Consider the following 19,056-nt stretch of genomic DNA (forward strand, 5'->3'; position numbering starts at 1 on the left):
TTCGCCGGCTTCCGGTTCAACTTCACGAGGAACTGCTCGAGCCACTTCTCGTCGTCGTTGAACACCCGGTGCTTCGGTGGTCTCGGATCACCCATCAGAACGGGGTCTCGTCTCCGGCGTACCACGCCTCTCCCGCCGGCGCCCCGCCGGGCTGAGCTGCCGCCCAATCCGTCGTCTGCGCCGGCGCCGCCGAGCCGCCCGAGCCATCACTGCGAGCAGCTCGGGTGACCTGTGCGGTCGCGTACCGCAGCGACGGGCCGATCTCGTCGACCTCGAGCTGCATCGCGATGCGCTTCTCGCCCTCAGCTGTCTCGTATGAGCGCTGCGTGAGCCGTCCGGTCGCGATGACACGCATGCCCTTGGTGAGCGAGCCCGCGACGTGCTCAGCGAACTCGCGCCACGCTGAGCACCGGAGGAACAGGGCGGTGCCGTCTTTCCACTCGTTTGACGCGCGGTCGAAGTTCCGCGGCGTCGACGCGATCGTGAAGTTGACCACGGGGAGCCCACTCTGCGTATAGCGGAGGTCCGGCGTGTCGGTCAGGTTGCCGACCACGGTCAGAATCGTTTCGTTCGCCATCAGGTGGCCTTTCTGTCGAGGGCGTTGCGGATGTCGTCGATTCGGTTCTCGGCGAGGGCGTCGATGAGGTCGGGTCGGTATTCGGCCCATGAGAGCTCGGAGCCGGGCCCGTCTGGGGCTATCACGACAACGGGCGCCGCCTTGTGGCCGAGCGAGAGGATCGCGGCGAGGTTGCCGTCGGTCGTGGCGTCGTCTTCCTCGTACGTGATGTGCTTCCTGTCCAGGTGCCGCTTGGTTGCGGTGCACTGGACACACGAGGGTTTGCTGTACACCGTCACGGGGACCGGTGCTGTCATTGGTTCTCCTTGTTGAGCGCCTGCAGGGCAGACAGGTTGGTTTCGGGCAGGTCGGGGTCGATGGGGCGGCCGAGCATGCGAGCGGCGATCGCGACGAGCGCGACGGCATCGGCCTCGTTGTCGTTGCGGACCACGAACTGCGGGTACCGGGCGCGGACCTGCTCGAGGACGGCTTTCTTGTCCGCGTTCCCGTTCCCCGTGGCGTATTTCGCGCGGGTCTTGGGTGACACGACCAGCGCCGAGTCATTCACGGCCCGCGCGAGTCTCGCCGCGGTGATCCACCACCCGCCGAGGATCTTCCCGCGATGCGCGCTCGGCGCGTGGTGCAGGGGACTTTCGAACACGAGGAAGTCGCCTCGGGCGAGATCCGACCATGCCTCCGCCTTGTCGGCAATGAACGTGAGCCGCTCCGCGATGGACTGGACCGTGCCGTCGTCCTTTGGTGGCTTGATCGTGCATGTGTCGGTCGCGCCGTTGTCGCCGAGGATGGCGAGGCCGGTACCGGTGATCGAGAAGTCCACGCCGAGGATCACGGTGTCTCCGTTTCGGGAAGGTCGAGGGCGCGGTGCTCGAGCCCGTCTTGGCGGCCCCAGCCGGCGGGGCGTTCCCCGCCGATGTGGCGCCAGAGGTTGTTGTAGGCGGGGAACGCGCGACCGCACGTGCACCGGTAGGTGTGCGCGATCATGCAGCCGTACTGCCAGGGCGCCCAGGACTGCCACCAGTACCGTTCGCGGAAGTCAGGCAGGCCAACGAAGGAGCGTTCGGTTCCCGAACGTCGGCAAAGCACGCACTCCACGCGCCCCGTCTTGAGTCGCACGAACTGTGTCGGGTCGAGCAGGCTCGGGTCTGACCGGATGGCCTGCTTAACGGCTTCGTCCTGCCGACGTCCGCTCACGACGGGTTCACAGGGCCGCTTCGATAGCGGTGATCGTCTGCTCGTCGAGTCCACGCAGCCCGAGCGCACCCTTGAAGAGGATCGGTTCGCGCAGCGGCCGCGCGTTCGCCAGCTCGAGGTGCCATCCGTCGTCGAAGCTCTCCGCCCATTTCGAGCAGAGCTGCCCGGTGGGCGTGGCGTTGTCCCAGCAGACCGGGGCGCCGACCTTGCCGGGCAGGGAACTCGTGGTGACGTGGTGTGCGGCGACGAGTTCGACGACGCCGATGATCGCTCCGAAGTGCAGCTGGTAGTCGTCGCCCTCGCGGCGCCAGATGTCCATGAGGAGTTCCCACTGCGGGGTGTCGGCGGCGTCCGCTTTGGTCAGGCCGGCGTGGATCGCGACGGGGCCGCGGTAGCCGCCGAGCGAGCGTCCGCGGTTCTCGACGTCCTTGCCGCCGTGGATGATGGCGTGCGCCCACGGGTTCTGTACGGTCAGGATTCTCATGAAGTGATCTCCCAGAGAGTTCGGGCGACCCCTGTGGGGCCGGTTTCGGTTCGGGGTCGGCTGGGCATGCTCCAACCGCCGCGAGGTGGTCGTTGAGCTATGACGCGGAAGCCGGCGGCGCGGAGACTCGCTCCTGTCTCGCCGTCCTGCGTGTAGGTGATGAGCCGGTCGTAACCGAGCGCGAAGGTTATGCGCTTGGCTGCGCCGTAGAGCATGCTGTTCGCGTCGCGTGTGCCATCGGTCGCGGTGCGTTTCACCTCGAGCGTGTAGCCCCAGTTCGACTGAATTACTCGGGAGGTAGGCCGACCGAGGATCGCGACTCCGACGAGGAGCTCGCCGCGTGCAACGCCGACGCTGATCTTGTGACCCTTCGGCGCTGAGTGGTGCCGGTGATGCTCGGTGACGAACTCCTGGGCGTGGCGCAGATCGACAGGAACGATTCGTAGTCGATCGCTCACCCGGCCACCTCCGCGAAGACGTTGTCCCACGCGGACAACTCAGCGGGCTCAGCGATGAGAGACGCGAGGATCGCTTCGGCCATGAGCGGAGGTACGGCGTTGCCAACCATCTGGAAACGCGCCGTCTGAGTCCCGCGCCAGACGAAGTCGGGCGGGAAAGACTGCAGCGCTGCGGCCTCCTCGAGCGTCACGCGTATCGCGGTGGACCCGGCACGGTCGCCGTAGCGTTCGCGCGCGTCGGATCGGCGCTCGAGGTCGGATGCGTTCACCTTGTGTCCCGGCGCCCATACGCGCGAGTCCCCAGCGATCGTCGTCGCTGGCCTGTTGAAGACACATGCGGCGGTGCCGCTCCCGGTGATCGTGTGAGCGGGCTCTGCAATCGGGCGGACGCGTTGGCCTACCATTTCGCCTGCTTGGCGGCCAGCTCCGAGAAATCCTCGTTCTGCTGTGAAGCGTTCCCATGAGCGCGCTTTTCCCGTGACGTTCAGCGCGGGGCCGGACGCCGGGCGCAGATCCCGCTCGCGGTACTCGACACCGTCGATCTCGACGACTTCGCGGCCATCGCCGAGGCGTGGGAAGCCGACCAGCTCGTTCGCGTCCCATCCGAGCGCTTCGGCCATCGAGACCCACGGGGCTACTCCCTCGTCGAGCCGTTCCGGGTGTGACGGGTAGTAGCGGGAGTGCGTGGGACTGGGTGGCTTCACGGGCCCGTCCAGTCGTGCGAGCAGGATCGCGCGTTCGCGGGTCTGTGGGACTCCGTACTGCTCCGACCTGATGAGTCCCGACCATGCCGAGTACCCGAGGGTGCGGAGCACGCTTGCGATCCTGCGCCATACCGGCAAGACGGGTGGGACCTGCTCGAGCGCCACGAGCTCGGGGCGATGCTGGAAGATGTGCGCGAGCGGGGTGAGGACAAGGGCGGTTCGCTCGTCCATCTTCTCGTTCAGCTCGAGCAGACGGGACGCGCTCTTCCAGCGCTCGTCGTCGATGGCTTGGTAGACGTCCTCGAGCGCCTGGCGTCCTTCGCCACCGCCTGACATGCTGAACGTCTGGCACGGCGGTGAGCTTTTGTAGAGGCGGTGCGCCGGCACGAGTCCAGGGTTGAGAAGTCCCGCCCACACGTTCCGATAGATCGTCCGCATGCCGTTCGCTGTGCGGGTTCGGATGACTGTCGGGTTGATATCAACCCCGTACTCTCGGATGCCGAGGCGATGGCACGCGACGCCCCATCCGATCCCGGCGAAGTGATCGACGGCCGTGACTGGCGATTCGCTCGGGATTCGGATGAGGGGTGTCACATCATTCCTTCACGAAGAAGGGCCGCCCGAAGGCGACCCTGTGTGGTGTGCGGTTTGGTTCAGGCGGCGGCGATCTCCGCCTGGTCGTAGCCGCTTAGTTCGAGGTCGGCGCCGATGCGTTCGACCGTTCTGGGGCTGCATCCGATCCATTTGGCGATGCGGGTTCTGGACCACTGGCGAGTGTGAAGTCGCTTGACGGTCTCGCGCCGCTCCCGTGGGGACAGCCGTGGGTGTTCGCCTCGGATCGCGGCCTCGACGAGTGCTTCGTCGAGACGCGCGAGGAAACCGACGGTGATGCCGATGATCGGTTCCCAGTCCTCGGCGGGGACAGCGTTCGGATCATCGATCGTGTCGTCATCCCAAGCGAGAGGGGGCGGCCAACCGTTCTCGAGCGCCCACCTCTTCGCCTTGGTGATCGCGCTCTGCTCGTGCGGGGACCGGGCAACCGGTGGGGTCGCCCACAGGTCGTCGTAGATCGCCGCGATGCGATGCGCGGTAGCCGTCTGCACACGCCGGACCGTGTACATATGGCTGATCAGGGACTGCGAGAACCCATACCGCTCGGCGATGAGGCGTCCCGACCAGCCGATCGCTCCCAGCGCTCGGAGACGGCGCTGTGTGCCGATCGCGTCGACGAGGAGTTCCCGGCCCGCGGCACGGATGCGCTTGCGCCAGTATTCATACTCCGCTCGACCGAGCCGACAGTCCCCACAGCCGCACGAGTGACTGACGTAGCAGGTTCCGTTCGCTCCGTGCGCGTGATCGGCGGGACAGACCGCCTTGTCGCTCATAGCCGTCCGGCTTCTCGGAGCTTGGCCTCCGCGAGGGAGACCCGCTGGAACGTGTCTGCGTCGCCGCCCATGTCGGGGTGCGCCGCGCGCCGCGCTCGACGAATGACCCGCGGGAGGTGAACCTCGGGTGCTTCGTAAACGTCCGCGGCGACGCCGCTGATCTCTCGCAGGAACCGAAGCGCGTCCTCTGCCGTGGCGAACCCGGCGGGCGCCGCCGTCGCTTCGAGTGCGAGGAATCCTCGGTACTGCTCGCCGCGTTTCGTGACGCCGTAGCGGTCGACCTTCCGGAGCGCCTCGAGCGCGAGCGCGATCGCTCGGAGGTTGTCCTGCCATGTCGTGAACGTGTCGCACGGGTAGGACAGGCGGCCGTGGCGGGAGTCCATCGAGAAGATCACGCCGGGATGCTCGGGGCGGGCGTCGGCGCGCGGCCGACCGTCGATGCGGAACTGGCCGGCCGGGACCGCGATGAGCAGCTCTGCTGTCCTGATCTGGGCATCAGTAGCCGCGAGGTGCCATGTCTCCCGGTCGAGGAGCTTGAGCGTCTCCGTCAGCGTCGTGCGGAACGGCGAAGACTTCCGGGTCTTCGTGAGAAGACCGGGCCACTCGCCGATCGGGGCGACGGTCATCTTGTCGGGCCATGCGCTCATCGTGTGCTCCTGCTGGCTTGTCGGTACTGGTCCATGTAGACGTGGAACTGCTGGTCGCTGAGTCGGTTCTCCGCGGCGAGGAACGCAGCCGAGAAGCTCGCTCCTGATGCCCGCCCTTCGCGAATGCTGTCCGAGACCTCCTGGTCGTAGGCGCGTCGCGCGGAGACAGCGGCCGCGACCGGGTCTGTCACGACTCCCCCGCGCTCGATCAGCGCGGCTTGCTGGTCGAGGTCTGCGATGAGCCGCTGCAGCACCGCTCGGTCGACGAAGTGGGCCCGGCCTGTGATGGCTCGACCGAGGGCGTCACGCACGGTCTCAAGGTCGTCGGTGGTTCTGATAGTGGTCATGGGCACATGCACCTTCCGTTGAGTGCTGTCTCGGTGAAGCAGTCCGGGCACACCGGTCGTTTCTCCTCGACCGGGCACGTGGCGTGTACCCACCGCATGTCGGCGTTTCGGACGATCAGGTCGCCGACCTGGATGAACCGACCACATTCGGGGCAAACAGCCGGATGTTTCGCTTCGATGGGTTCCACGTCAGGCCGCCTTTCGGTCTCGTTCGCATCGGTCGCACGGCAGCGGATAGTCCGGGTGCTGTGAGCACATGCCGCTGACCTCGCCCTTTCGAGGCGGGACGGGCGTCGGCCGCGACTTCTCGTCGCGCTTCGTCGCTTCGAATCGCATCCGCGCGTTGGCGCACGCCTTGCAGGGTTTGTCGGTTCCCGTGGGGTGGTGATGGCAGAACGGAGAGGGCGCTGTAGCGCCGCCCCCTCTCCTCTGTTCCTCTGTTCCTCTGTTCCCCTGTTCCCCTGTTCCAGGCGCGAGGGCTCGCGAGGCTTCGCGAATGTTCGCGCCTGGCTCGCGAATGATCGACTCCTTGTAGTCGTAAGTACCGTCTGGCCTGGGCATTCGTCCCGGCTGAGGCTTGTCGACTCGTTGGAACGACTCCCAGAAGGACAGGTAGAGCAACTTCGTGCCGTCAACCTCGTATCGGTGCAGCAGACCCGCTCCCGACAGCTCGGTGAGGGCTTCCGAGACCCTCGCGACAGTTCGCGAGGAGTCGCGAACTAGATCGCGTTGGAACAGGTCACCGACGATCAGGGCCAGATCGTCCCTGCCGACCCCGTTATCGTCGACGAACGATTCGAGCCCTTTCAGCACGAGTCGTGCGTCCCAGGAGACGGAGGCGACGCGCTCAGACCTCCAGAACTCGGGCTTAGTGCTGCGAATCCGCATTGTGGACGGCCTCCATCAGGTCTGTGATCGCGCCCGGTCCCAGCTCGAAGCATTCGGTGAATCCGATCCCTCCGGCTCCGAGCGTCGGCACGGCGTCCCGCCATGTTTTGAAAGCGCGGGGGCCGAGCTTCGCGGCGACCGCGAGGAGAGTGTGTTCGAGGTCTGTCGTCGCGTTGTGGATAAGCGCGAGGATCTGCGCGCCGTTCCGCTCGTGCCGGCGCACCCTCGAGGGGAGGATGGTCTGGCCGACTTTCACGATTCCGAGCTGTGGCCAATGGGCGACGTAGACGGTCGTTCGCATCAGCTGAACTCCCCGTTGTGGAACGAGAAGAAGTAGGGATCGAGCCACGAGTGAGTCGTGTCGATGTCCGGGTCGTGGACCTCGAAGTCGTATTGGCGGCGTCGTGACTCGCGCGAGGTGGACTCGACGCCGCGGACGAACTCGCCGAGTTCGTGCTCCTTGCCGTGCTCGTCGACGATGGTCAGAGTCTCGAACTTCGTGCCGTGCGTCAGGAAGTCTTTCCAGGCCGTCCACGTCGGAAAGACCTGCCCGTTGAACATCACGAGCGACTTACAGATGTGCAGGCGGATGGTGACGTTCTGAGCGCCGGGCGGCGTCCAGTGGGCGTAGTAGTTCGTGCCCACGGGGGCACCTCCTATGGTTCGGGGGCGAGCAGGACGCGAGTCCCGTCGGGGCTGAGAAGCCACCTCCGTGCGCGCCAGTCGACGAGCGGGATGGTGGCGGGGTTGGTGCCTTGCCGGAGGTTGAAGCCGCGCTCTCGGGCTTCGTCGCGGTGGCTTTCGATGTGCTCGTGGCATCCGGTGGTCGCTGATCCGTGTACGAGCACGAGGTTGTGGGCCTGGTTCGTGTCGGCGAGGCGCGAGCCACCCATCGCGCGAGCGCGACGGTGCTGCAGCGAGTAGTGGCCCCAGTCGATGAGCACGGGCTTCCCGCACCACTGGCAGCGCGGGACACCCTGCGCGTCGGTGTCCCGCGCGACGACGATCCAGCGTGTCTTCGGCGTGACCGCAGCGCTCATATCGGGATGATGTCGAACGTCTCGGAGAGCGGCTTCCACGAGCCGTTACACGACGAGCACTTGAACACCATCCCGAACGCGCTCTGAGCACCGATCCTGCGATGGTGGGCTTCGCAAACGAGGTTCCGCTTGCCGCACGCCTTGCATCGGTAGTTCCACGCGGCTTCGTTCGAGCATCCAGGTACCTCGCACGGCACTTCTTCTTCGAGGTCGACCCACGACAGGTCGATGTCCGTGCCCTCGATCGGCGCGACCGTGCTCACCGGTGGCCCATCATCGCGGCGTGGTTCGCCTTGTTGATGTTGAGCAGGCCGTTGAAGCGCGTCGTGTAAGCCTTGAGTGAGTCGGCAGCGTAGTGCCAGGCGACCTTCGCGTTGTCACGCGCAAGCCGCTCATCCATCGCGTCGACGAGCGCACGGGACCGCGCGTACGTGGCGGTCTTCCCTTCGTCGAGGTAGTGCGCGCGTCGCTCCTCGATCTTCGCGAGCAGGGCCCGCTCTTTCGCGTAGCGATCCTCGTTCAGCGCCGCGAGCTCTCCGGGCAGCTGCTCGAGCCTCTCTCCGAGGACGACGATGAGCTGCTCGAGCTCTGGGGGGTTCGTCGTGTCGAACTCGACGATCTCGCCGGCGGCGGTGATGACCTCGACGATGCTCACGTGGCCGCCTTCGCTTCCCTCGCGAGCACGCCGACACGGGTGAGCCCGACCGTGCGGATCACGTCGGTGAAGTCTCCGGACTCTTTCGCCCATCCCATGATGGTGTTCACGTCTTCTGCCGTCTTGGCGTCCCGAATGAGAGCGGCGTAGTCCGTGGCCGGCTCCTTGGCAGCCGGCGCGGGCGACGAATCGACCGGCGACACCCACGTGCTCTCCTCGGCGACCTGTCGATCCTGGATGACGTCACGGAACGCGCGGCGGAGCGCGGCACGGACGGCCGCGGCGCCGAACAGAGCGTGGGGTGCCTTGAGCCACCTCGAAAGCCAGAACATGCCTTCCTCCGTGGCGGCATCGGGAACGGACTCGTCCCAGCCGATCGTGACGACCGTGTCGATCTTGACGCCCTTGCGGCAGACGGTCGCCCGCGCGTACTTCGGATGCGTCACGTCCTCCGTGAGGACCATGAACGGCACCCACACGGTGAGGTCATCGGAGAACTCGACGACGGTGCCACGCCACTCGCCCGTAGCGATAGCCGCGCGCTCGAACTCGGCGATGGTCTCCTTCACTTCGTCGCTCATGCGCTCAGCTCTCTCTCGAACGCGCGCGCGGCGCGCAGCGCGAACAGAAGGTCATCGGCCAGCGGAATGAGCTTCAACTGGATCTGGACGATCTTCGGATGGTCCCGCTCGATGCGGATGGATTTCGGGTTGCCCTGGCGGAGTTCACCGTTACGGAGGATCTCGCCCCACACCCACTCGACCCAGTCGGCCTCGGGGAAGCAGTAGAGCTGGAACGCGACCTGCCTCCACTCGGCAAGAGTCGGACCGGTCACGATGATGCCGTGCTTCGCTTTCACCTCTGCGAGGCCGACCCGGCCGTTCGGTAGCTCGAGGATGCCGTCGGGTGTGCATGCGTGCCCGGGCTCGCGTTCCGAATGGATCAACGCGGTGTTGCCCGGGATGCCAGCCCACGCGAGCAACATCGGCTCCCATCGCTGGCCCGACGCTGTGTACGCGTTGCCGAGCCAGGCACGATCGGCGAGCTTGCTTTTGAGGACCGACTCGACCGATGACTCGCGCGCGAGCGCTTTCGCGTCAGACGCCCCCACGATGTCGTAGCGTGCCCGCAGCCAGGACTCTCGGCTATCACCGGCGTCGATGATGCGATCGCGCCAGCTCATCCCGCGGCGTCCTGCAGCTCGCCGTCGACGATCGTGAAGCCGATCGCCCGGGACTGGTCGCGGTCCCGCTCCATGAGTACCGTGTACCCGCGCTCATCGGCCATCGCCTCGATCGCCTCGACTGATTTCTCGTCGAGCAAGTCGCCGTCCTTGACGATGACGAGACGCAGCTTCGGATTCCCGGCCGTGGCGATCGCGAATGCGACCGAGCGGCGGGCCGCGGAGTTGGTCTGCGAGAACGGGATGCCGTTGAACGTGATGCCCTCTTCGTCGACCGATAGGCCGTCGACGGGGAACACGGCCTCGGCGAGCGCGGCGCGCTTTCGTGCGTCGATGTCGTCGAGGTTGGTCTGCGCGGCGGCGTGGTAGTCGGCAGCTCGGGCGAGCTGCGCCTCGAGTTCGTGGTACTCGGCCGCTGCGCGCACGGCGTCGTTGATGTCCTCGACGTCACGGAGGCGGGCGCGCATCGGCTCGGTGTCGATGAGGTCCGCAAGCGATGTCTCGGCAGCTTCGTCGAGCGCGGCCCGCGCCGCGACGAGTTCAGCCTCAAGGTCGCGGATCTGGTTCTCGATCGCGCTGACGTTCAGTCTCGCTCGCTCGACGGATCGGTTGTGGGCGTCGGCCTCGCGGATCTCGTCGAGGATGTCCGTGGCGGAGACCTTCTCGGCCGGCAGGTCGGCCGCGGGCTTCGGCATGGAGTGGAGGGCGCCCTGCAGGCGCTTCAACTCTCGCCCGGCGTCTGCTCGCCGCGACTCCGCGCCTGCTTTCTGCCGTGCCAGTTCGTCGAGGTCGATAGGCAGGTCGACCTTCGCGAGCAGAGCGTCGCGCTGCTTCTTCTCGTCGAGGTTCAGGAACGCGACGGGGTCGAAGATGAGACCGCCGGTGAGTTCGGCGACGATCTCGGCGGGGCGGCTGTACTTGGCGCCGTCTAGGTGCGTGGGTCAGATCCTTCCGTTAACGCGCCGGGGTGAATCCGGTGGATAGCGCGGGGTGCTGGGAGAATCGATTCATGACGGTGACTGCCAGCCTGGAGGGTCTGTTCGAGGTCGAGCCGGGTGAGGCGCGGGCGCCGGGATCGGCTGCACCGGCGGGTGCGGGCAAGACGTTCCGTGGGTATGACCAGGGGCAGTGTTTCCTGCTCCCGCCGAGTCTGGATGACTGGCTGGACGAGGATGATGAGGCCCGGTTCATCTCCGAGGTCGTCGAAGAGCTCTTGGATCTGACGCCGGTCTACGCGTCGTACGCGTCCGCCTCGGGTGCGCCTCCGTATGACCCGCGGATGATGTTGAAGCTGCTGCTGTTCGCGTACGCGACGGGCGTGACCTCGTCTCGTGAGTTGGAGCGGCGCTGCAAGCGCGATATCGCCTTCCGGTGGCTGTCGGGCAACCAGGCGCCCGACTACCGGTCGCTGGCCCGGTTTCGTCGGCGTCACCTGGATGCCCTGCCGGGGTTGTTCCTGCAGGTGCTGCGGGTCTGCGCGGAGGCGGGGCTGGTGCGGTTGGGGCGGGTCGCGCTGGATGGCACGAAGCTGGCTGCGAACGCGTCGCGGCATAAGGCGATGAGCTATGACCGGATCGTGCCGAAGATCGATCAGCTCCAAGCCGAGGTCGCTGCGCTGCTCGCCGAGGCGGAGGCGGTCGATGAGGCCGAGGATCAGCAGTTCGGCCAGGACCGGCGCGGGGACGAGGTCGCCCCGGAGCTGGCCCGCCGTGAGGGGCGCCTGGCAAAACTACGTGCCGCGAAGGACGCGATCGAGGCCGACGCCGCCGAGAAGGCGGCAGCCGTGGCGCGGAAGAAGGCCGACGCCGCCGGTCAGCCCCCTGAGCAGGCCGACGCGGCCGTCGCGACTGCGGTGGACACGGCGGCGCCGAAGCCGAAAGCGCAACGCAATTTCACCGATCCTGAGGCGCGGATGATGAAGACGGTCCGCGGCTTCGATTACGCGTTCAACGCGCAGGCCGTTGTCGATGAGGGCCACCAGATCGTGTTGAGCGCCGAGGTCACCCAGCAGGCCACCGATATCCAGCAGTTCGTCCCGATGGCCGAGCAGACCCTACGGAACCTCGACGCGGCAGGAATCGAGCGTTCCCCAGAGGTCGTCCTCGCTGACGCGGGCTACTGCTCGGAAGCCAACCTCGAAGCCGCCGACGATCTGGACGCACAGGTGTTGATCGCGACGGGACGGCAACGTCACGGCGAGAGCTTCCCTACCGCCGGCGCCCCGGACCCGGCCCCAGAGGACGCGAGCCGGCGGGAGCGGATGGCGCACGCGCTGCGCACCGAGCAGGGCCGCACCGACTACGCGCGCCGCAAAGCCATCGTTGAACCCGCGTTCGGGCAGATGAAGACCCGGCAAAACGCCGGACAGCTCCGGCTACGCGGACTCGCCGGCGCCCAAGGCGAATGGCTACTCCACACGATCTGCCACAACCTCCGCAAGCTCCGCGTCGCTACAGCCGCCGGGCTGGCGCCCGCATAGGCCTCCCCAGGGGTCCCTGGGCGTCACAGCACGCACCGACAGTCGCCACGAGCCCCTCGCCGTGCGATCCCGCACGCTCTCACACCGCAACGGCCCGCCCGTTCCCGTTCGCGACCGTCAGCGCGCGATGCCAGAGTCAACGCCGCGCGCCACGCCACCCGATTCTGACCCGCGCACCTAGACTTATCGGGCCATGATTCGACCCGACCTCAGCCTGCCGATTCCCGACAACATCGGCGCCGCGCACTTCATCGGCATCGGTGGATCCGGGATGTCTGGGCTCGCCCGGATGTTCCTGGCCCGCGGCATCCGGGTCTCGGGGTCCGACCGCGCCGACAGCGACGCGCTGCGTCAGCTCGCGTTGCTCGGGGCGCGCGTGCATGTCGGGCACGACGCTGCCAATCTCGGCGACGCCGACACCGTCATCCACACCGGCGCGATCTGGCCCGAGAACCCCGAGTACGTCCTCGCGAAGGAGCGGGGGATGCCGGTCATCCATCGTTCGCAGGCGTTGCACTGGCTCATCGGTGGTCGCCGTCTCGTTTCGGTCGCCGGCGCGCACGGCAAGACAACCTCGACCGGAATGATCATCACCGCTCTGCACGAGCTGGGCGCCGATCCGAGTTTCGTCAACGGGGGAGTGATCGCGCAGCTCGGCACCTCGAGCGGCACGGGCGTCGACGAATTGTTCGTGGTCGAGGCGGACGAGTCCGACGGCACGTTCCTGCTGTACGACACGTCGATCGCCCTCATCACGAATGTCGACCCCGATCACCTCGACCACTACGGAACGAACGACGCGTTCGATGACGCCTTCGCGCGCTTCGCCGACGCGGCCCGCGAGAGCGTCGTCATCTCGGCCGACGACCCCGGGGCGCTGCGGGTCACCGCCCGCCTCACGCATCCGAACGTCATCACCTTCGGGGAATCGGATGGTGCGGACGTGCGTGTCACCGACATCACCACCGACGGCCCGGTGTCGTTTGCGCTGACCTACCGCGGCGCGACGGAGCGGGCCCGGCTCGAGATCCCCGGTGCACACAACGCGATCAATGCCGCGGGTGTCGTCGCTGTGCTGCTCTCGCTCGGGTACGAGCTCGAGCCCGCCCTGCGCGCGGTCGAGGGGTTCGCGGGCACGATCCGGCGCTTCGAATTGCACGGCGTCACGCGCGGGGTGAGCGTCTTCGACGACTACGCGCACCACCCCACCGAGGTGGCGGCAGCCCTGGCTGCGGCGCGGACCGTTATCGGCGAGGGCCGCATCATCGCCGTGCACCAGCCGCACACGTACTCCCGCACGCAGCAGATGTATCGCGAGTTCGCCGAAGTGCTCGAGGAGTACGCAGACCACACCGTCGTGCTCGACGTCTATGGTGCCCGCGAGGATCCCATCCCGGGTGTCACCGGCGCCCTCGTCCGCGACGCCTTCGCGGCCCCCGATCACGTCGCGTACGTTGCGGACTGGCAAGAGGCGGCCGACTACACGGCAACGGTGGCGCGAGAGGGCGACTACGTCATCACCCTCGGCTGCGGCAACGTGTACCTGATCATTCCGCAGCTGCTCGAAGCTCTTTCGCACACGGCGCCGGCCGGCGTCACGGACTGACGGATGCGTCGGCCCCCGCCGCTTCCCGCGCCCGAGACATCCGGGGCAGGCTCGAAGCGCACATCGCGTTCGTGGGATGAGCCGCGTTCGTGGGGCGACGAGCGTTCGAGGGACGACGGAGCGACCGTTCCTCGTAGCGACGAGAGTCTGGGTGAAGACGCATCCGTCGGCCCTGCTCCATCCGACGCGCAACCGTCGCCGAGAGGCGAGCCGGCGGTAGACGAGGCGGCGACCCCTGAACGGGGTGAAGACCAGACGGCCCCGGATGCCGCTCCCCGACGCACGGGAATCCGTGACGTCTGGCGTGCCGCACGTGCACGTCGCCGCGCGTTGCGTCGCGAGGTGCGCCGCTTCACTGTCCGCAGCCGGCGTCGTCGTCTCGTGTGGCTCGTGAGTAGCGCCGCCGTGCTGATGCTGATCGTCGGCAGCGTCGGCGCGGCCTATAGCCCGCTGTTCGCGGTCGAGCGGATCGAGGTCGTCGGCACGGCCTCGTTGCCCGCGACGACGGTCGAGGAGGCCCTGACCGGCCAGATCGGGACGCCCCTGCCGCTCGTGGATGCGAGCGCCGTCAAGGCCGCGCTGGTGGCCTTCCCCCTGGTCGAGTCGTACACGCTCGAGGCACGCCCGCCGCATGACCTGGTGGTGCGGATCGTCGAACGCACACCCATCGGGGTCATCCAGACGGATGCCGGGTGGACGCTCGTCGATGCTGCCGGCGTGGCGCTGGAGACCAGCCCGAACCCACCGGACGGTCGCCCCATCCTCGAAATCGCCGGCGGGACGACATCCGGGGCGTTCGAGTCGGCGGGACTCGTTATGCGCGCCCTCCCGGAAGCGATCGCGACCCAGGTGGCGCGCATCGCGGCGACCACGCGCGACGATGTCACTCTCACGCTCGCGAGCGGCGCCCAGGTCGTCTGGGGAGCTGTCGAAGAGACGGCGCTCAAGGCCGTGAATCTCGACCGGGCGATGGCTGCTCGGCCTGGTATGTCGGTGTACGACGTCTCGTCGCCCGCATCCGTCGTCGTCCGCTGACTCTCGCTGCTGCGAGCTTCTGCACCTGAGGTTTTCGTCCGTGTGCCGCGACACGCCGCGCGCCTGCGGGCGCCTGCGGAGCCCCGGCCTACCGTGTGAACAGAGGAAATGCATACCGGGCATTTCTTTACAGTTCTACTTGAGGTTGAAGGTTTCACCCAGGTTCGCGACACGGAGGCCGGCATGAGCCAGAACCAGAACTACCTCGCCGTTATCAAGGTCGTCGGCGTCGGCGGCGGCGGCGTCAACGCCGTCAACCGCATGATCGAGCTCGGGCTGCGCGGTGTCGAGTTCATCGCGATCAACACCGACGCGCAGGCGCTCCTCATGAGCGACGCCGATGTCAAGCTCGATGTCGGTCGCGAGATCACCCGCGGCCTCGGCGCCGGCGCCGACCCCGAGGTGGGACGCCGTGCGGCAGAGGACCACGCCGAAGAGATCGAAGAGGCCCTGCGCGGCGCCGACATGGTGTTCGTCACAGCGGGCGAGGGTGGTGGCACCGGCACCGGTGGCGCACCCGTCGTCGCCAAGATCGCGAAGTCGATCGGCGCCCTCACGATCGGTGTCGTCACGAAGCCGTTCTCGTTCGAGGGACGCCGTCGTCAGACGCAGGCCGACACGGGCGTGGCCAAGCTCAAGGAAGAGGTCGACACCCTCATCGTGGTGCCGAACGACCGCCTGCTCGAGATCAGCGATCGCGGAATCTCGATGATCGAGGCGTTCGCGACGGCAGACCAGGTGCTTCTCGCCGGTGTCCAGGGCATCACCGACCTCATCACGACTCCCGGTCTCATCAACCTCGACTTCGCCGACGTCAAGTCGGTCATGCAGGGAGCGGGATCAGCCCTCATGGGTATCGGCTCCGCCCGCGGCGCGGATCGCGCAATCAAGGCTGCCGAGCTCGCGGTCGAATCTCCGCTGCTCGAGGCCTCGATCGAGGGTGCGCACGGTGTGCTGCTCTCGATCCAAGGTGGCTCGAACCTGGGAATCTTCGAGATCAACGATGCCGCGCAGCTCGTCAAAGAGGCGGCGCACCCCGAGGCCAACATCATCTTCGGTACGGTCATCGACGACACGCTCGGCGACGAAGTGCGCGTCACGGTGATTGCGGCCGGATTCGACGGCGGAGAACCCCTGCAGCGCAGCGAGCCCGTCGTCGCTCAGCGACAGGCGCCCGCCCTGCCGGTCGCCACGGCCGACGAGGCAGCCGAGGTCAAGGCCCCCGTGCGCGAGTCGGTTTCGGTCGGCTCCGCGTCCGGCCCGATCGTTCCCGAGGCTGCGGGTTTCGACTCCGCGTTCGGTGACGACGATCTCGACATCCCGGACTTCCTGAAGTAGCGGTATCCCGCAACGGATGCCGCGGCCCGCGAGAGGTGCCGCATGACCGAAGTGGCCCCTCTCGCGGACCGACTGGCGTTGTTGGACGAACGCGTCGCAGCCGCGGCCCGGACGGCCGGACGCGACCCGGCTGAGATCACGCGGATCGTCGTGACGAAGTTCCATCCGGCGCAGCTGGTGCGCGATCTGCACGCCCTCGGCGTCCGAGACGTCGGTGAGAACCGCCAGCAAGAGATCTCCGCAAAACGTGCTGAGCTCGCGGACCTCGCGGACATGCGCTGGCACTTTGTCGGGCAGATCCAGACGAACAAGGCGCGTGCCGTGCGGGCCGCCGCATCCGTCGTTCACTCGGTGGATCGGACCAAGCTCGCCGACGCTCTCAGTGGCGCCGCGGACGCCGGGACGCCGCCGCTCGACGTGCTCGTGCAGATCAATCTGACGGCCGACGCGGGACGCGGCGGAACGAATGAGTCGGACGTCGTGGCCCTCGCCGAACACGTCGCCGGATGCGCCGGACTCCGGCTGCGCGGCGTCATGGCTGTGGCGCCGCTCGACGAGAATCCCGCCGCGGCCTTCGCACGCTTGGCCGAGCACGCCGCACGGGTCCGCGCCGTGGTGCCCGACGCATCCTGGATCAGCGCCGGGATGACGGGGGATTTCGAAGAAGCGATCGCCGTCGGCGCGACACACCTGCGGATCGGGTCCGCAATCACGGGCAACCGACCCGCCCGCGGTTAACCTCGAAACAGACGAGCCAACACGGAGGATGCGATGTCGAACCCGCTCAAGAAGACCATGGTCTACCTCGGTCTTGCCGACGAAGAAGAAGTCGTCGACGAGCCGCAGCAGCAGCACTCGCGCGTGCACGCCGTCGAGCCCAAGGGCACGGTGACGCCCCTTCGTCCGAAGGCCGTCCACCAGCCCGCAGCGGGCGGACTGACCGAGATCCTCACGGTGCACCCCAAGCAGTACCGCGACGCCCAGGTGATCGCCGAGAACTTCCGCGAGGGCATCCCCGTGATCATCAACCTCTCGCAGATGAGCGACGCCGACGCGCGCCGCCTCATCGACTTCGCGAGCGGACTGTCGCTGGGACTGTACGGACGCATCGAGCGGGTCACGAGCAAGGTCTTCCTGCTCTCGCCCGAGCACGTCGAGGTTTCGGGTGACGGCGGCATCCCGCACGCCGACCCGGACGCCGCGCCCTTCTCCGCGTCGTAGTCTGTATACGTGGAACTGCTGAGGCTCATTGCGTCGATCCTCAACGGTCTGATCCTGCTGTACGTGTTCGTGCTGCTGGGGCGACTCATTCTCGAGTACATCCCGGTCTTCAATCGCGAATGGCGTCCTCGGGGTGCCGGGCTCATCTTCGCTGAAATCGTCTACACCGTGACGGATCCTCCGATCCGGCTTTTTCGCCGATTCATCCCGCCGCTCCGTATCGGACCGGTTGCGATCGATCTCGCTTTCGCGCTCACGATCTTCCTGTGTTTCATCCTGCTGAGCGTCACACGATCCATCGCCGGCGCGGCATAAACCGGCGCTTTCGGCTGGGCTGACCGTGCCGTGACGCACCCGGCCCGCTCTCGCGACACCGAGATGGCTCAGCTATGCTGATGGCTTCGCGCCCCAGCGCAGCCACGCCGTGACCAGCAGAGATGAACAGGACGGATCCCCCATGGCTCTGACCCCCGATGACGTTGTTACCAAGCAGTTCCAGCACGTCCGGTTCAAAGAGGGTTTCGACCCCGAAGAGGTCGACGACTTCCTCGACGAGATCGTCGTCGAGTGGCGCAAGACGATCGCCGAGAACGAAGAGCTGAAGGCCAAGCTCGAGGCCTACGAGGCCGGCGAGAAGCCGGCCGCCGCAGCACCCGCTGCTGAGCCCGCGCCCGAGGTCGAGGCTCCCGTCGCGGCCGCGCCGAAGCCCGCTCCCTCGAGCGATGACGCCGGCGCAAGCACCAGCGCGGGAATCATCGAGCTCGCGCAGCGTCTGCACGACGAGCACGTCGCCGAGGGCATCGCCCAGCGCGACAAGCTGGTCGGAGAGGCTGAGGCAACCGCATCGCGCATCGTTGCCGAAGCCGAGGCCAAGCAGCGCGAAGAGGCCGCCCGCCTCGAGAAGGAGCGCACGGTACTCGAGGGTCGCATCACCGAGCTCCGTCAGTTCGAGCGTGACTATCGCGCCCAGCTGCGTAGCTACATCGAGGGTCAGCTGCGCGACCTCGAGACGTCCGGCTCGACGTCGGGCTCGACGCCCGTGTCGGCCATCGGTCTCTAGACCTTGACCGAACCGAGTCCCGCACCCGAGCAATCCGCGGGGCCGCGCAAGCCTCTCAATCGACCGGCGGCCATCGCCATCATCGCGACTCTCGCGGTGGTGGCCTTGGCCGCCGATCAGTTGAGCAAGTTCTTCGCCTTGCAGAATCTGACGCCGGGTGATCCGGTCCAGATTCTGGGCGAGTTCCTCGTCTTCGTCCTGGTCTTCAACCCGGGCGCCGCGTTCTCGCTGGGCGAGAGTGTCACGTGGGTCTTCACGATCGCGCTGGCCGCGGTCGCGATCGCGATCGTCTGGTTGATGATCACGCGGGTGCGCTCCCGGCTCTGGGCCGTGGCCCTCGGGCTGCTGCTCGGCGGCGTTCTCGGCAATCTCACCGATCGTCTGCTGCGTGACCCGGGCTTCCCGGTCGGCCATGTCGTCGACTTCATCTCCACGCCGTGGATGATGCCTGCGACCTACAACGTCGCCGACATCTTCATCGTCTGCGACATGATCGGGATCGCCCTGCTCGTCCTGCTCGGACTGCACATGGACGGCACCCGTGAACGTCGGGAAGACCGCGCCGAGACATCCCCGGACGAAAGCGTTGCTGACGGGGCCGCGGGCGATGAGTCCACGGCCGGCGGTCCCGTTTCGATCGAGGGCGTGGGCACCGACCGCGATTCCCTATTCCCGATCGCGGACCCGGATGTCGGGGCCCCACGACGACCCGACGGCGCTGTCGCGGACGGCACCGACGACCCCTCGAGGGCCTAGCG

At 67.2% G+C, this 19,056-nt stretch carries 28 protein-coding genes; 10 read left to right on the plus strand and 18 right to left on the minus strand.

Annotation, left to right across the window (positions count from 1 at the left end; all coding sequences use genetic code 11):
• Positions 1-94: 94 nt before the first annotated feature.
• The 18 genes from CGU34_RS01480 to CGU34_RS01570 form a co-directional block, all read right to left on the minus strand.
• Positions 95-577 carry a single-stranded DNA-binding protein gene (locus CGU34_RS01480; RefSeq protein WP_100813051.1) on the minus strand — a complete coding sequence of 161 codons (483 nt, stop codon included), beginning with the start codon at positions 575-577 and terminating at the stop codon, positions 95-97.
• The gene (locus CGU34_RS01485) at positions 577-873 is read right to left on the minus strand and encodes a glutaredoxin domain-containing protein (protein ID WP_100813052.1); all 297 of its coding nucleotides are present in this window, start codon (positions 871-873) and stop codon (positions 577-579) included. The genes CGU34_RS01480 and CGU34_RS01485 overlap by 1 nt, the downstream gene beginning before the upstream one ends.
• Complete coding sequence (locus tag CGU34_RS01490; RefSeq protein WP_100813053.1) at positions 870-1,406, minus strand: hypothetical protein; 537 nt, start codon at positions 1,404-1,406, stop codon at positions 870-872. Before CGU34_RS01490 ends, CGU34_RS01485 begins: the two co-directional genes overlap by 4 nt.
• On the minus strand, positions 1,403-1,768 hold the full coding sequence (locus CGU34_RS01495; protein ID WP_100813054.1) for a hypothetical protein: 366 nt from the start codon (positions 1,766-1,768) through the stop codon (positions 1,403-1,405). The genes CGU34_RS01490 and CGU34_RS01495 overlap by 4 nt, the downstream gene beginning before the upstream one ends.
• 7 nt (positions 1,769-1,775) lie before the next feature.
• Complete coding sequence (locus CGU34_RS01500; RefSeq protein ID WP_100813055.1) at positions 1,776-2,252, minus strand: hypothetical protein; 477 nt, start codon at positions 2,250-2,252, stop codon at positions 1,776-1,778.
• Positions 2,249-2,710: an XF1762 family protein gene (locus CGU34_RS01505; RefSeq protein ID WP_198517646.1), complete on the minus strand. Its 462-nt coding sequence runs from the start codon at positions 2,708-2,710 to the stop codon at positions 2,249-2,251. The genes CGU34_RS01500 and CGU34_RS01505 overlap by 4 nt, the downstream gene beginning before the upstream one ends.
• Positions 2,707-4,008, minus strand: coding sequence for a DNA cytosine methyltransferase (locus CGU34_RS01510; RefSeq protein WP_100813056.1), 1,302 nt, complete (start codon positions 4,006-4,008; stop codon positions 2,707-2,709). The genes CGU34_RS01505 and CGU34_RS01510 overlap by 4 nt, the downstream gene beginning before the upstream one ends.
• Before the next feature lie 59 nt (positions 4,009-4,067).
• A complete protein-coding gene (locus tag CGU34_RS01515) occupies positions 4,068-4,799 on the minus strand; it encodes a helix-turn-helix domain-containing protein (protein ID WP_100813057.1) in 732 nt (243 codons plus the stop codon).
• Positions 4,796-5,446 (minus strand): molecular chaperone DnaJ, encoded by a 651-nt coding sequence (locus tag CGU34_RS01520; protein WP_100813058.1) that lies wholly within the window; start codon positions 5,444-5,446, stop codon positions 4,796-4,798. Before CGU34_RS01520 ends, CGU34_RS01515 begins: the two co-directional genes overlap by 4 nt.
• Positions 5,443-5,793, minus strand: coding sequence for a hypothetical protein (locus CGU34_RS01525; RefSeq protein ID WP_157811189.1), 351 nt, complete (start codon positions 5,791-5,793; stop codon positions 5,443-5,445). The genes CGU34_RS01520 and CGU34_RS01525 overlap by 4 nt, the downstream gene beginning before the upstream one ends.
• Positions 5,794-6,661: 868 nt before the next feature.
• Positions 6,662-6,982, minus strand: coding sequence for a hypothetical protein (locus tag CGU34_RS01535; RefSeq protein WP_100813060.1), 321 nt, complete (start codon positions 6,980-6,982; stop codon positions 6,662-6,664).
• Positions 6,982-7,326, minus strand: a complete 345-nt coding sequence (locus CGU34_RS01540; RefSeq protein WP_100813061.1) for a hypothetical protein — start codon at positions 7,324-7,326, stop codon at positions 6,982-6,984. The genes CGU34_RS01535 and CGU34_RS01540 overlap by 1 nt, the downstream gene beginning before the upstream one ends.
• 11 nt (positions 7,327-7,337) lie before the next feature.
• Positions 7,338-7,721, minus strand: coding sequence for a hypothetical protein (locus CGU34_RS01545; RefSeq protein ID WP_100813062.1), 384 nt, complete (start codon positions 7,719-7,721; stop codon positions 7,338-7,340).
• On the minus strand, positions 7,718-7,984 hold the full coding sequence (locus tag CGU34_RS01550) for a hypothetical protein (RefSeq protein ID WP_100813063.1): 267 nt from the start codon (positions 7,982-7,984) through the stop codon (positions 7,718-7,720). Before CGU34_RS01550 ends, CGU34_RS01545 begins: the two co-directional genes overlap by 4 nt.
• Complete coding sequence (locus tag CGU34_RS01555) at positions 7,981-8,376, minus strand: hypothetical protein (protein WP_100813064.1); 396 nt, start codon at positions 8,374-8,376, stop codon at positions 7,981-7,983. The genes CGU34_RS01550 and CGU34_RS01555 overlap by 4 nt, the downstream gene beginning before the upstream one ends.
• Positions 8,373-8,957: a hypothetical protein gene (locus CGU34_RS01560; protein ID WP_100813065.1), complete on the minus strand. Its 585-nt coding sequence runs from the start codon at positions 8,955-8,957 to the stop codon at positions 8,373-8,375. Before CGU34_RS01560 ends, CGU34_RS01555 begins: the two co-directional genes overlap by 4 nt.
• A complete protein-coding gene (locus tag CGU34_RS01565) occupies positions 8,954-9,559 on the minus strand; it encodes a hypothetical protein (RefSeq protein ID WP_100813066.1) in 606 nt (201 codons plus the stop codon). Before CGU34_RS01565 ends, CGU34_RS01560 begins: the two co-directional genes overlap by 4 nt.
• Complete coding sequence (locus CGU34_RS01570) at positions 9,556-10,254, minus strand: hypothetical protein (RefSeq protein ID WP_100813067.1); 699 nt, start codon at positions 10,252-10,254, stop codon at positions 9,556-9,558. Before CGU34_RS01570 ends, CGU34_RS01565 begins: the two co-directional genes overlap by 4 nt.
• 3 nt (positions 10,255-10,257) lie before the next feature.
• Here CGU34_RS01570 and CGU34_RS01575 point away from each other — a divergent pair, with 3 nt between their 5' ends.
• The 10 genes from CGU34_RS01575 to lspA all read left to right on the plus strand — a co-directional run bounded on the left by CGU34_RS01575 (position 10,258) and on the right by lspA (position 19,054).
• Complete coding sequence (locus CGU34_RS01575) at positions 10,258-10,491, plus strand: hypothetical protein (protein WP_100813068.1); 234 nt, start codon at positions 10,258-10,260, stop codon at positions 10,489-10,491.
• 77 nt (positions 10,492-10,568) lie between these two features.
• Positions 10,569-12,038 carry an IS1182 family transposase gene (locus CGU34_RS01580; RefSeq protein WP_036294992.1) on the plus strand — a complete coding sequence of 490 codons (1,470 nt, stop codon included), beginning with the start codon at positions 10,569-10,571 and terminating at the stop codon, positions 12,036-12,038.
• 193 nt (positions 12,039-12,231) lie between these two features.
• A complete protein-coding gene (gene murC / locus CGU34_RS01585; RefSeq protein ID WP_100813069.1) occupies positions 12,232-13,644 on the plus strand; it encodes a UDP-N-acetylmuramate--L-alanine ligase in 1,413 nt (470 codons plus the stop codon).
• A 3-nt stretch (positions 13,645-13,647) separates the two neighbouring features.
• Entirely contained in the window at positions 13,648-14,679 is a 1,032-nt protein-coding gene (locus tag CGU34_RS01590; RefSeq protein WP_100813070.1) for an FtsQ-type POTRA domain-containing protein, read from the plus strand.
• 183 nt (positions 14,680-14,862) lie between these two features.
• A complete protein-coding gene (ftsZ, locus tag CGU34_RS01595; RefSeq protein ID WP_036294609.1) occupies positions 14,863-16,017 on the plus strand; it encodes a cell division protein FtsZ in 1,155 nt (384 codons plus the stop codon).
• A gap of 42 nt (positions 16,018-16,059) precedes the next feature.
• Positions 16,060-16,755: a YggS family pyridoxal phosphate-dependent enzyme gene (locus CGU34_RS01600; RefSeq protein WP_036294605.1), complete on the plus strand. Its 696-nt coding sequence runs from the start codon at positions 16,060-16,062 to the stop codon at positions 16,753-16,755.
• A gap of 33 nt (positions 16,756-16,788) precedes the next feature.
• Complete coding sequence (locus tag CGU34_RS01605) at positions 16,789-17,238, plus strand: cell division protein SepF (protein ID WP_036294602.1); 450 nt, start codon at positions 16,789-16,791, stop codon at positions 17,236-17,238.
• A gap of 9 nt (positions 17,239-17,247) precedes the next feature.
• Positions 17,248-17,553 carry a YggT family protein gene (locus CGU34_RS01610; protein ID WP_036294599.1) on the plus strand — a complete coding sequence of 102 codons (306 nt, stop codon included), beginning with the start codon at positions 17,248-17,250 and terminating at the stop codon, positions 17,551-17,553.
• A 142-nt stretch (positions 17,554-17,695) separates the two neighbouring features.
• Complete coding sequence (locus CGU34_RS01615) at positions 17,696-18,298, plus strand: DivIVA domain-containing protein (RefSeq protein WP_036294597.1); 603 nt, start codon at positions 17,696-17,698, stop codon at positions 18,296-18,298.
• A gap of 3 nt (positions 18,299-18,301) precedes the next feature.
• Entirely contained in the window at positions 18,302-19,054 is a 753-nt protein-coding gene (gene lspA / locus CGU34_RS01620; RefSeq protein WP_100813071.1) for a signal peptidase II, read from the plus strand.
• Positions 19,055-19,056 lie beyond the last annotated feature (2 nt).

Source organism: Microbacterium lacus, from assembly GCF_002812805.1.
GTDB lineage: Bacteria > Actinomycetota > Actinomycetes > Actinomycetales > Microbacteriaceae > Microbacterium > Microbacterium lacus_A.